This is a genomic window from Hymenobacter siberiensis, from assembly GCF_018967845.1.
GTDB lineage: Bacteria > Bacteroidota > Bacteroidia > Cytophagales > Hymenobacteraceae > Hymenobacter > Hymenobacter siberiensis.
Window position 1 is genome coordinate 2,824,208 of sequence record NZ_JAHLZZ010000001.1, and the last position, 12,134, is coordinate 2,836,341.

A 12,134-nucleotide genomic window follows, 5' to 3' on the forward strand; every position below is an offset into this window, starting at 1 on the left:
AAGAACGGCGCGGGGCGGGCGTTTTACGTAAAGCCCCCTCGTTCTGCTTTGGTTTCCTCACTTCACCTCCCGAACCCCGACGCCCCATGGCCATCATGATAACCGACGAGTGCATCAATTGTGGTGCCTGCGAGCCGGAATGCCCCAACAACGCTATTTACGAAGGCGGCGCGCAGTGGCGCTGGGCCGATGGCACCTCGCTGAAGGAAGTGGCTGCCCCCGATGGCACCGTAGTAGCGGGCACCGCCCCGCAAATCCCGGTTTCAGACGAGTACTACTATATCGTATCGGATAAATGCACCGAGTGCGTGGGCTTCCACGAGGAGCCGCAGTGCGCCGCCGTGTGCCCCGTCGATTGCTGCGTGGACGACCCCGACTACCGCGAAACCCGCGAGCGCCTGCTCGAAAAGAAAGAGTGGCTGCATATCGCTGCCTAGCCAAAAGGCGGGTAGCTATTGCTCAAAAAGGAAGGCCGGCTCCTACTCATGAACCGGCCTTCCTTTTTGAGCTCCCGGCTCAGGTGCCGCAGTTAAAGTATTTATCGTAAGCCGATTCGGGAATCAGGTTCAACCGGCTCATGAGCTTAATGGGGCCGCGCAGCAGCTTCAGCAACGCGTAATTATTGGGGTAGTCGTGAAAGGTTTTCACCGGAGCGGCCACAATGGCCTCGAACTCGGCCCGCGTTAGGCCCAAGCGCTTGATGCAGAGCGAAATAATCGATTCGTCTTCGATGGAATTGACGCTGGAAATGCGGTGTAGTGCCACCTCGCGGCTCATCTGACCCGAACGCACCAGTGCCGAATAATTGAACAGCCGCCGGTCAATATTGAACTTGATGCGGTTGAGGTAGTAAATCAGGCTCTGGTAAAGGTCGTCGGAATAATGCGCGCCGGGGCTTTTCCAGGCCAGCTCGCGCACCAGTATTTCGTCAACTTCAGTGCGCACATAGTCAAGGTGATACAATAGCGTTATGGTCTTGATGCGCCGCACGAAGGCATAGTAAAACATCTCTTTGACGCCCAGATTAAAGCCCGGGTCGGCGGGCTGCCAGCGCCGCAGCGGCACCGTGCCAAACTGCTTGTGCACGGCCCGCAGGTAGCGGCCATCCAGAAAATTCCAGCTGAGCGGGGCAATGCCCTCGGTCCGGAATGACTGACCGATAATCAGGTGCTGAATGCCTTCTTTGGCCGCCACCCCATACAGGGCCGTGGCAATACCCAGGTCGGTGCCTTCCTCCATATCGGGCACCGAAGCCTTCAAAAAGGCGATTTTCAGGTCTTTCGACTCGCGCCAGTCCGATGTGATGGTGCGCAGCTCCACGCCCAGGCGCTGGCAGGTGCGTACCATGTTTTCGCCGGCCACGGGGTTGCCAAAGCCGTCGTTGAAATGCACTGCCAGCGGGCGCAGCTTGAGCTGGGTGACGCAGTACCAGAGGGTATAGGTGCTGTCGCGGCCGCCGCTCAGGCCCACCACGCAGTCGTAGCGGCGGTTACGGCCGGCCCGACGCATTTCATTGGCCTGCTGCCGCACCGTTTCGCGGCCGATTTTGCCGAGCGGAAAGGCCGTTTCCATCCGGTCGTGGACGTCACAGAAGGAGCAGGTGCCCTTCGAGTCAAACGTAATTCCCGGCGCGGTAGTATCCATTACGCACCGGACACACTGCTGATAATCAGCCGGTGAATTTGTTGTAGTCTGGGAAGTTGGAGAGCGTAATTGAGTTAGCAATGGCGGTGGAGATAAAGGGGCTGCATAAAGAAATTGGGGTGGGCAGCAAGGGCAGATTGTGGGGCACTAGAGGTGGTTGGTAGTTAAATGGAAGGGAAGGATTACGAAAGGAAATAATACGTTTACGGCAGCTGGTCGAAGCGGTAGCCTTTGCGCTGAAGCATCAGGCCGATATCGGTGCCGCGCTCCGGGCGATGCGGCCGGGCGAGGTCGGCCACAACCAGCTGGCCGGCAAACTCATTGAAGGCCCCCTGCGCCCGCACGCCGTGGGCATCAACGGCCAGCGAGCAGCCCACACTTTTCTTGCCCTCATAGGGCCCGCCCACGATGTAGCCGACGGAGGTAACGCTCACTACCACTACGTTGTAGAGCTGAGCAAGGATTGAAAAAGGCTTTACCCATTTTTCCTGGTAGGGGTCGTTCTCCTCGGTGATGGAGTAGTCCACCGTCCACGATGCCGGTGCAATAATGAATTCGGCTCCCATGCGCGCCAGGGTGTGGCCAATGGGCAACCCGTCGAGGTAGTTATCGGCGCAGATATTTACCCCGATTTTACCCATTGGTGTATCCACTACATTCAGCGTCTGGCCCACGGCGTAGTAGGGCTGCTCGATGTCCAAGAGGTTTATCTTGTGATATTTGACGATGATATTGCCCTGCGGGTCGATGAGGATTGCCGCGTTGAAGTTGCGGCCATCGGCCGCGCGCTCGGTGAGGCCGGCGCACACGTAAATCTGGTGGCGGGCCGCCGCCTCGCACAGCATGTCGCTGTACAGGCCGGGAATGGGCTGGGCCTCGTAGAGGGCGCTGGGGTGCGTCCAGGCAAAATCCAGGGTTTCCGGCAACAACACCAGCTCGCACTGCTGGGCGGCCGCCTGGGCAATCTGCTCCACGGCCCGGGCGAGGTTGCGGGCAGGCTCGCCGCCTTCTACCAGCAATTGCCCCAGGCCAATGCGCAGCGTGCCAATCGGGGCCGGCACTTCGGGCAATACAGGAGCCGGAGGTGCAGGTTTGCGAAAAGAAAAGAGCGAAGCCATGAATTATTACGGAGAAGCAGACCGAATCATTCGGAAGGTACAAACAGCGGATTAAACTTTAAGCCCCGAATACTGTCGACGGCGTTCCAAAAAGCAGATATTCAATAGGTTTGAATACTGGTATTTTTTAACAATAATAATATTATAAATAATGTATATTATTGAAATACAGAATGAATAAGATAACGCGTAATAGCCTTTGGCAAGGCTTCATGGAGGATAGCAGTAGCGGTATCAGTCGGTTGCCAGCCCTGAAATTTATGTAGATTAGGTGAAGTCGTTCGGACCTCCGACCACATCGTGCGGTGATTGGGGCCGAACGACCTGTTTTGCCGCAGTTCTAATGCCTATTTTTGTTGCTTCTGCTACTCGCACAAATCCCCATGTCGCTCGCCACCACCTACTCGCCCACCGACGTTGAAGCCAAATGGTACCAACGCTGGCAGGAGCAGGGCTTTTTCAAAGCCAAACCCAACCCTAAAAAGCAGCCCTACACCGTTGTTATCCCGCCGCCAAACGTGACGGGCGTGCTCCACATGGGTCACATGCTCAACAATACGATTCAGGACGTGCTGGTGCGCCGTGCCCGCATGCAGGGCAAGGAAGCTTGCTGGGTGCCCGGCACCGACCACGCCAGCATTGCTACCGAGGCTAAGGTAGTGGCCTTGCTCAAGGAGCAGGGCATCAGCAAAACCGACCTTACCCGCGAGGAATTCCTGGCCCACGCATTCCAATGGAAGGATAAGTACGGCGGCATTATTCTGGAGCAGCTCAAGCAGCTTGGCGCCTCCTGCGACTGGGACCGTACGCGCTTCACCATGGAGCCGGATTTGACGGACGCCGTGCTCCGTGTATTCGTCGACCTTTATAATAAAGGCCTGATTTACCGCGGCGTGCGCATGGTGAACTGGGACCCCGAAGGCCGCACCGCCATCTCCGACGAGGAGGTGATTGCCAAGGACGTGCAGGCCAAAATGTATTACCTGAAATATTATTTAGCTGATAGCTTTCAGCCGTTAGCTGTTAGCTCCTCTTCGGACGAAGCTAACAGCCAACAGCTAGCAGCTAGCAGCTATATTCTGGTGGCCACCTCGCGCCCCGAAACGATTATGGCCGACGTGGCCGTGGCCGTGAATCCGAACGACCCGCGCTTCAGCCACCTGGCCGGTGCTAAGCTGCGCATTCCGCTGCTGGGCCGCGAAATCCCGGTAATTTTCGATGAGTACGTTTCCATCGACTTCGGTACCGGTGCGCTAAAAGTGACGCCTGCTCACGACCTGAACGACTACGAGCTGGGCGTGAAGCATAACCTGCCGGTCATCGATATTCTGGCCGATAACGGCACGCTGAACGAGAAGGCCATTCTCTACGTGGGGCAGGACCGGTTCGCCGTGCGTAGGCAGATTGCCAAGGATTTGCAGGAAGCTGGCCTGCTCGAGAAAATCGAAGAATACGCCAGCATCGTGCAAACCTCGGAGCGCACCAAGGCTGTGATTGAGCCCAAGCTCAGCCTGCAGTGGTTCATGAAAATGGAGCACATGGCCAAGCCCGCGCTCGACGCCGTGGAAAACGATACCGTGCGCCTGCATCCGCCCAAGTTCAAGAACATGTACCGGGCCTGGATGGAGAACGTGCGCGACTGGTGCATCTCGCGCCAGCTCTGGTGGGGCCAGCAGATTCCGGCCTACTACCTGCCCGATGGCACCTTCGTAGTCGCCCTCACCGCCGAGGATGCCTTGCAGCAGGCCATTGCCCAGACCGGCAGGGCCGACCTGCAGCTGAGCGACCTGCGCCAGGACGAGGACGTGCTCGATACCTGGTTCTCGTCGTGGCTATGGCCCATTTCAGTGTTTGACGGCTTCAAAGACCCCGACAACGCCGATATCAACTATTTCTACCCGACCAATGACCTGGTTACGGGGCCGGACATCCTGTTTTTCTGGGTGGCCCGCATGATTATGGCCGGCATCGAATACCGCCAGGAAGTGCCGTTTAAAAACGTGTACCTCACCGGCATCGTGCGCGACGCGCAGGGCCGCAAGATGAGCAAGCAGCTCGGCAACTCGCCCGACCCGCTCGACCTCATCGCCCAGTACGGGGCCGACGGCGTACGCACCGGCATGCTGTTCTCGGCCCCGGCCGGCAACGACCTGCTCTACGACGTGAAGCTGGTGGAACAGGGCCGTAACTTCAGCAACAAGCTCTGGAACGCCTTCCGCCTCGTGAAAGGATGGGAAGCCGATGCCTCGCTGCCCTTCGTGAATGAGAAGGCCGTGACCTGGTTCAACGCCCGGCTGCAGGCCGCCATTGTCGAGATGGACGACCATTTCGAGAAGTTCCGGATGTCGGATGCGCTCATGACCATTTATAAGCTGGTGTGGGACGATTTCTGCGCCCTGTACCTGGAAATGGTGAAGCCCGCCTACCAGCATCCCATCGACGCCGAAAGCCTGCGCCACACCACGGCCTACCTCGAAACGCTGCTCAAACTGCTGCACCCCTTCATGCCCTTCATCACCGAAGAGCTGTGGCACGAGTTGGCCGAGCGCGGCCCCCGCGACTACGTAACCGTGGCCCCCTGGCCCCGCGCCACTGCCCCCGCTAACAGCGCCGAAACCCTGACCAGCATGGATAAGGCCCTGGCCATCGTGGCCGGCATCCGGGCCGTGCGCAACCAGAAGAATCTCGGCCCCAACAAGCCCCTCACGCTGGTCGCCAAAACCGACGACCCGCAACTGGTGACCGATTACGACGGCATCATTCGCAAGCTGGGCAGCATCATGGAAGTGAGCTTCGCCGATGCCGGCCCCGCCGCCTCGGTGAGCTTTGTGCTCGGTACCGGCGAGTTCTTCATCCCGCTCGAAGGCCATATTGACCTAGCCGCCGAGCGCACCCGCCTCGAAAAAGAGCTGGAATACGCCCAGGGCTTCCGCGACTCGGTGCAGAAAAAGCTCGGCAACGAGAAGTTCGCCCAGAATGCCAAGCCCGAAGTGCTGGAAAAGGAGCGCCAGAAACTGGCCGATGCCGAAGCCAAAATCGCCGCGCTGGAGCAGGCATTGAAAGGACTATAATGTCAAATTCGATTTGATGCAAAAAAGCCCGCTTTCTGATTTAGGAGGCGGGCTTTTTTTACTTAGCTAAGGGCACCTTACTGCGGGATGCCGCCCGTCTGCTTTTTCTGCAGCGGAGCGAGTTGGTTCTGGAGCTGAAACGTGACTTTTTCGCAGTCGGCAAAGCGCTTTTCAGCTAGTTGCAGGGCTTTTTCGCTGGCTGAAAGCTGCTGGTATAAATAACCGATGAGGCCCAGCGCCAGTACCAGCGCCCCGAGGAAAACAAGGTTTTTCATCAAAATAAAGGGGTAAAACAGAACGTCATGCTGAGCGCAGCCGAAGCATCTCGCATGTAGTAGTAAATCCTGTCGATTGAATTACTATTGCACGCGAGATGCTTCGGCTGCGCTCAGCATGACGTTCTATATAATTCAGAAATGCGCTAATGCGCTAAATCGCCGTGTTCGGGTCGAACTGCTCCAGGTAATCGGCCACCTTGCGCACAAACATGCCGCCGAGCGAACCGTCCACCACGCGGTGGTCGTAGCTGTGGCTCAGGAACATGAAGTGGCGGATACCGATGAGGTCGCCCTGCGGCGTCTCAATCACGGCCGGCTTCTTCTTGATGGCGCCCACTGCCATAATGGCCACCTGCGGCTGCATGATGATGGGCGTGCCCATCACGTTGCCAAACGAGCCCACGTTGCTGAGCGTGTAAGTGCCGCCTTCGAGGTCGGCGGGCGTCAGCTTGTTGATGCGGGCACGAGCGGCCAGGTCGTTCAGCTTTTTGCTCAGGCCATTAAGGTTGAGCTGGTCGGCGTTGTGAATAACCGGTACAATCAGGTTGCCACTGGGCAGGGCCACGGCTACGCCAATGTTGATGTCGCGCTTCTTGATGATGTAGTCGCCATCAATCGACACGTTAATCAGCGGGAAATCCTGGATGGCGCGGGCCACAGCTTGGATAAAGATAGGCGTGAACGTCAGGTTTTCGCCCTCGCGCTTCTTGTAGGCGTCCTTGTGCTTGTTGCGCCAGTTCACAACATTGGTCACGTCGGCCTCCACGAAGCTGGTGACGTGGGGCGAAATGCGCACCGAATCCACCATGCGCTGCGCAATCATCTTGCGCATACGGTCCATTTCAATCAGCTCCTGGCCACCGCTCACGCTGGGCACCGGCTTAACGCTGGGCACCGGCTTAACGCTGGCCGAGGGTGCCGAAGCAACCGGGGCCGGCGCTGGGGTTGCCGGGGCTACTTGCGGCTGCGGAGCTACGGCCGGAGCCTGCACCGAAGTATTAGCAGCGGCCGTTCCGGTCAGTGAAGGCTTGCCGGCGGCCACGTAATCGAGAATATCCTTCTTAGTCACGCGGTTCTCTTTGCCGGTGCCGGGCAGATACTCCAGGTCCGTCATGCTCACGCCTTCTTCGCGGGCAATGCTCAGGACCAACGGCGAAAGGAAGCGGCCGGGCTGGTGTTCGGCGCTGGCGGCAGTCTGGGCAGCCTGCGGGTCGTGCGGCTCGGGCAGATATGGCACGGCGCTGCCGTTGCTTGAAGGAGCAGGAGCAGCCTGCGGAGCGGCCGGGGTACTGACTGGGGCAGCGGCACCCGCAGCGGCGGCATCGGTTTCCATCACGGCGATGGGCGCGCCTACGGCCACAACCTGGCCTTCCTGCACCAGAATCTCCGTCAGCACACCGGCGTAGATGGCGGGTACTTCGGTATCAACCTTGTCGGTGGCTACTTCCAGCACTGATTCGTCCTGCTCAATGGAGTCGCCAACTTGTTTGAGCCACTTCAGGACGGTGCCTTCCATGATGCTTTCGCCCATCTTGGGCATCGTCATTTCCACTCGTGCCATAGGTAAGGAGGGATATTTTGGGGTAAGTGAGGGTGGGGTGGGATTTTCGTGCCGCAAAGGTAGCCAGAAAGCCGAACGCCCCCGCTGCACGGGCGCGTTAAGGGTGTCGGATAATGGCTTTTAACGCTGCTAACACCTTCGGAACAAACCCGAAACGACCATCAACTGTATCACCTGACCATGAATTTAAAGGTGTAATACCCAACTGCCCCGCCCGGTTTTGTCCCAATATGCTCGAACCGGCACCGCAGCAACACCTGCCGGCAAAGCGCTTCCTGCCTGGCCGAAACCGTGCTGCTGACCGGGAGCACCGATTCAATTACGCCCTCGCTATCAATCACAATCTTAAAGCGCACCTCCCCCGAATTATCATCCACTGCGTCCACAACCGGCCGGGTTATAAACCGCCAGCCCGTCGTGTCGAGCGCTATACCAGTCCTTGCCGGCCTTAGATGAAACGATTGTGCCGAGCCAAGTTCCGGCTTCGGGGATGCTTGCGCGAGTGCGCTTCCGAAAGGAAAAACGGCCAGAAAGTTTAATAGAAAAATGACACGCATTAAAGTGGCGCAAGTGAGAGGGAAGTCTTCTGGACTGTTCCGAACCAAAGCAGGGCAAGTAGCAGCAGCCAGCAGTCCGCCGGTAAAATCAGTAAAACGCATCAGGGTAGAAAGCAAAAGTGGCCACAATTCCCGTTCAGGACTCGTGGCCACCGTAGCAGGTTGCATGGGCGGGGCTTATTCCACCGTGATTTCCGGCAGTCCTTCTTCCGTCAAATCCCCGCCCGTTTCCGCCGCGTTCTTCTCAAACTTCGAGAAGCAGATGCTGCGGTTCGACGCAAAGCGGCTGGTAGGGTCGTTGATGATGACGACGTGCTCGAACGTGCCGAATTCCTTGCCCTCGTACATCAGGGTTTTTTTGATGCCCAAACCCGGCTTATTCACCACATCCACGTAGATGTTGCGGCCCACGCCCTTCGGCCCAGGCTTGGCAAAAAGCACCGTGGTTTCGATGCTGCCGTTGCAGGAATCGGCACAGGAGGTGAGGGCGAGAGGAAGGGCCAGACAGGCTAGTATTTGCCGATAGGAATAAACCATGCGTTAAATCAGGATTGAAAAGGGTCGTAAACGGTCAGCTTGGAAATTGAAGTAAAATCGGACACGTTGCGCGTGGCCAGTGTCAAATCAAATTCTATAGCTGTTGCCGCAATCAACGAATCACCCAGCGACATGCGCCGTTGCTGTCGCAAGAGAATCGCCGTTTCGATGATATTGGGTGTGACGGGCAAAAGAGTAACAAGAGCAAACAGCGAATTGAAATAGACTTCATCAGCCGCTTCCAGCTTGTGAAAGCCCAGTGTTTCAACTTTGGAAATAGCCGAAACAAAATTCTGCGTATTCAGCGCCAGCGGGCGTAGAAACTTGTGGGCTTCTATCGCCGAATAAACCAGCAGGTTGCTGTCGAGCAAGTAGGCCATTAGTTGCGGCCCGGCAGTGGGCGGTCGGCCCTGACTTCGCGCTGCCACGTTACCGGGTCGGTGATGCTGACGCCGCTGCCCCCTTTCGCGACGATGCGCAAGTGGTGTTGCCGCTCCTCATCCGACATCGGAGTAACCGGTATTGTCGCACCCATGCCCAGCGCCTGGGCCAGTTGCAGCAAGCGCAGGTATTGCTGCTCATCGTCAAGCTGAATGGTGTATTTCATAGTGGTAAGATAACATACCAGGTCAGGTTGCCGTTCGGGTGGGGCGCAAAAAAGGGCCAGTGAAGAAGCTGGCCCTTTTTTGTTAGTTAAACTGAAAGCTTAAATCGTCGAGAAATCGAACGAATCCAGGAAAGCCGTCGTGAAATTTCCGGCTTTAAAGTCCTCGTTATCCATCAGCGCCAGGTGAAAGGGGATGGTCGTTTTCACGCCTTCCACCACAAACTCGCTTAGGGCGCGCTTCATTTTTACGATGCACTCCTCCCGGGTCTGAGCTACGGTAATGAGCTTGGCAATCATCGAATCGTAGTTGGGCGGGATGGTGTAGCCCGCATACACGTGCGTATCGACGCGCACGCCGTGGCCGCCGGGAATGTGCAGGGTCGTGATTTTGCCGGGAGCCGGGCGGAAATTGTTGCGTGGGTCCTCGGCGTTGATGCGGCACTCCATGGCGTGCATCTTGGGATAGTAGTTCTTACCCGAAATCGGGATGCCCGCCGCTACCTTGATTTGCTCCTTAATGAGGTCGTAGTTGATGATTTCCTCCGTCACCGGGTGTTCCACCTGAATGCGGGTGTTCATCTCCATGAAGTAGAAATCCCGGTTGGCATCCACCAGAAACTCAATCGTGCCCACGCCCTCGTAGCCAATGGCCGCCGCGCCGGTAATGGCTGCCTTACCCATTTTCTCACGCAGCGCATCCGTCATAAACGGCGAAGGAGCTTCCTCCACCAGTTTCTGGTGGCGGCGCTGGATGCTGCAGTCTCGCTCCGAAAGGTGCGCTACGTGCCCGAACTGGTCGCCCACAATCTGCACCTCAATGTGGCGGGGCTGTACCACGTACTTCTCGAGATACATGCCATCGTTGCCGAATGCCGCCTTCGATTCCGTACGCGCATCGTCCCAGGCTTTCTGGAATTCGTCGTCGCCATGAATGATGCGCATGCCGCGCCCACCGCCGCCGGCCGTGGCCTTGATGATAACGGGGTACTTGATTTTGTTCGCCAGCTTCTTGCCCTGCTCCACCGATTCGAGCAGGCCCACCGAGCCCGGTACCACCGGCACGCCGGCCTTAATCATGGTCGCTTTGGCCGTGGCCTTGTCGCCCATCTGGTTAATCATCTCGGGCGAGGCCCCGATGAACTTGATGCCATTCTCGGCGCAGATGCGCGAGAATTCCGCATTCTCCGACAGAAAGCCATAGCCGGGGTGAATGGCGTCGGCGTTGGTGATTTCGGCTGCCGCAATCAGGTTGGGCATGCTCAGGTAGGAGAGGGCCGAGGCGGGCGGGCCGATACACACGGCTTCATCGGCAAACTTTACGTGCAGGCTTTCCTTATCGGCAGTCGAGTACACGGCCACCGTTTTGATGCCCATTTCCTTGCAGGTACGGATAATGCGCAGGGCAATTTCGCCCCGGTTAGCGATGAGTATTTTCTTGAACATGGGGGTGGGATGAGGTAAAAGTTCAGTAGGGGCGGGGCCTGTCCCCGCCCGCCGTTTGCGCCGCCACAACGGCATGGTGCAACAGCGGGCGGGGGCAAGCCCCGCCCCTACGAAAGTGCCAGTTAACTACTCAATCAGGAACAGCGGCTGGTCGTATTCTACGGGCGTGGCATTGTCCACCAGCGCCTTCACGATGCGGCCGCTTTCCTCGGCTTCAATCTCATTAAACAGCTTCATCGCCTCAATGATGCAGATAACCTGGCCCTTCTCCACCATGTCGCCCACTTGCACGAATGCCGGCGAATCGGGGCCGTTGCTGCGGTAGAACGTGCCAATCATGGGAGCCTTCAACGGCTTGTAGTTGCCGGCGGGCGTTTCGGTAGCAGCTGCCGAGGCGGGAGCGGCGGCCGGAGCGGCTGCCGGAGCCGGGGCATGGGCCATCGGGGCGGCAATCGTCGTCATGTGCTTGGTATTGGGGTCGCGCTGCACCGAGATTTTAAATTCTTCGGTTTCGATGTTGACCTTGTTCAAACCCGATTTAGCGATAAAATCGAGCAGTTCCTGTAGTTCTTTGGCTTTCATTGCAGCGTCCTTTTCCTTTTTGGGCGAATTTGACATATGGATAGCTATTGGCCGTGCGTTGCTGGCCAACAGCCAGCAACGCACGGCTTGAGGTTACTTCACGCGCTCAACGTAGCTGTAGTCGCTGGTCTTGATGCGGATTTTGGTGTCCACATCAACAAACAGCGGCACCTGGATGCGGGCCCCGGTTTCTACCGTGGCGGGCTTCAGGGTGTTGGTGGCGGTGTCGCCACGCAGGCCGGGCTCGGTGTACGTCACCACCAGGTCAACGGTAGTGGGCAGCTCGGCCGTGAGGGGCTGCTCGGTTTCGGCGTGCATGAGGATGGTTACCTCCTGGCCTTCCTTCATGATGTCGGCGAAAGGCACCAGTCCCTCGGGCAGCACTATCTGCTCGAAGGTGGAGTTGTCCATGAAGTTATAGCCGTAGTCGTCCTTGTACAGAAACTGGTGCGGGCGCTGCTCCACGCGGGCGGTTTCCACTTTCACCCCAGCGTTGAAGGTGTTGTCGATGGTGCGACCGGTTTTGATGTTGCGCATCTTGGTGCGCACAAAGGCGGGGCCTTTGCCGGGCTTCACGTGCTGAAACTCGGTGATGACGTGCAGCTCGTTGTTGTAATTGAGCACGAGCCCGTTGCGGAAGTCGGCGGTTGATGCCATGGTTTTTAAGCTTTTAGCTGATAGTCGTTAGCTATTAGCCTTTTTGTGGGTGTTTTTGAGAGCGGTTGGGTAAAAGCCA

At 57.7% G+C, this 12,134-nt stretch carries 13 protein-coding genes; 2 read left to right on the top strand and 11 right to left on the bottom strand.

Going from position 1 to position 12,134, the window contains the following annotated elements:
* The first annotated feature begins 86 nt into the window (after positions 1-86).
* Positions 87-437 (top strand): 4Fe-4S dicluster domain-containing protein, encoded by a 351-nt coding sequence (locus KQ661_RS12210; protein WP_216725995.1) that lies wholly within the window; start codon positions 87-89, stop codon positions 435-437.
* Between the two features lie 79 nt (positions 438-516).
* On the opposite strand, the gene KQ661_RS12215 is transcribed toward KQ661_RS12210, so the two are convergent.
* Positions 517-1,644 carry an adenine nucleotide alpha hydrolase family protein gene (locus KQ661_RS12215; protein ID WP_216727160.1) on the bottom strand — a complete coding sequence of 376 codons (1,128 nt, stop codon included), beginning with the start codon at positions 1,642-1,644 and terminating at the stop codon, positions 517-519.
* A gap of 203 nt (positions 1,645-1,847) precedes the next feature.
* Positions 1,848-2,762 carry a carbon-nitrogen hydrolase family protein gene (locus KQ661_RS12220; protein WP_216727161.1) on the bottom strand — a complete coding sequence of 305 codons (915 nt, stop codon included), beginning with the start codon at positions 2,760-2,762 and terminating at the stop codon, positions 1,848-1,850.
* A 383-nt stretch (positions 2,763-3,145) separates the two neighbouring features.
* Between KQ661_RS12220 and KQ661_RS12225 the strand changes: the two genes are divergently transcribed.
* Positions 3,146-5,833: a valine--tRNA ligase gene (locus KQ661_RS12225; RefSeq protein WP_216727162.1), complete on the top strand. Its 2,688-nt coding sequence runs from the start codon at positions 3,146-3,148 to the stop codon at positions 5,831-5,833.
* Between the two features lie 77 nt (positions 5,834-5,910).
* Here the strand turns inward: KQ661_RS12225 and KQ661_RS12230 are convergent, their stop codons facing one another.
* The 9 genes from KQ661_RS12230 to efp form a co-directional block, all read right to left on the bottom strand.
* The gene (locus tag KQ661_RS12230; protein WP_168674296.1) at positions 5,911-6,108 is read right to left on the bottom strand and encodes a hypothetical protein; all 198 of its coding nucleotides are present in this window, start codon (positions 6,106-6,108) and stop codon (positions 5,911-5,913) included.
* Between the two features lie 154 nt (positions 6,109-6,262).
* Positions 6,263-7,672, bottom strand: a complete 1,410-nt coding sequence (locus tag KQ661_RS12235; protein ID WP_216727163.1) for a dihydrolipoamide acetyltransferase family protein — start codon at positions 7,670-7,672, stop codon at positions 6,263-6,265.
* Between the two features lie 170 nt (positions 7,673-7,842).
* The gene (locus tag KQ661_RS12240) at positions 7,843-8,397 is read right to left on the bottom strand and encodes a hypothetical protein (RefSeq protein ID WP_216727164.1); all 555 of its coding nucleotides are present in this window, start codon (positions 8,395-8,397) and stop codon (positions 7,843-7,845) included.
* Positions 8,398-8,406: 9 nt separating this feature from the next.
* The gene (locus tag KQ661_RS12245; protein WP_216727165.1) at positions 8,407-8,766 is read right to left on the bottom strand and encodes a hypothetical protein; all 360 of its coding nucleotides are present in this window, start codon (positions 8,764-8,766) and stop codon (positions 8,407-8,409) included.
* 8 nt (positions 8,767-8,774) lie between these two features.
* Positions 8,775-9,146, bottom strand: a complete 372-nt coding sequence (locus tag KQ661_RS12250) for a type II toxin-antitoxin system VapC family toxin (protein ID WP_216725999.1) — start codon at positions 9,144-9,146, stop codon at positions 8,775-8,777.
* The gene (locus KQ661_RS12255) at positions 9,146-9,373 is read right to left on the bottom strand and encodes a hypothetical protein (protein WP_216726000.1); all 228 of its coding nucleotides are present in this window, start codon (positions 9,371-9,373) and stop codon (positions 9,146-9,148) included. Before KQ661_RS12255 ends, KQ661_RS12250 begins: the two co-directional genes overlap by 1 nt.
* Positions 9,374-9,472: 99 nt before the next feature.
* Complete coding sequence (accC, locus tag KQ661_RS12260; protein WP_216726001.1) at positions 9,473-10,816, bottom strand: acetyl-CoA carboxylase biotin carboxylase subunit; 1,344 nt, start codon at positions 10,814-10,816, stop codon at positions 9,473-9,475.
* A gap of 126 nt (positions 10,817-10,942) precedes the next feature.
* Positions 10,943-11,398 (bottom strand): acetyl-CoA carboxylase biotin carboxyl carrier protein, encoded by a 456-nt coding sequence (accB, locus tag KQ661_RS12265; protein WP_216726900.1) that lies wholly within the window; start codon positions 11,396-11,398, stop codon positions 10,943-10,945.
* A 93-nt stretch (positions 11,399-11,491) separates the two neighbouring features.
* Entirely contained in the window at positions 11,492-12,055 is a 564-nt protein-coding gene (gene efp, locus KQ661_RS12270; protein ID WP_216726002.1) for an elongation factor P, read from the bottom strand.
* Between the last annotated feature and the right edge of the window lie 79 nt (positions 12,056-12,134).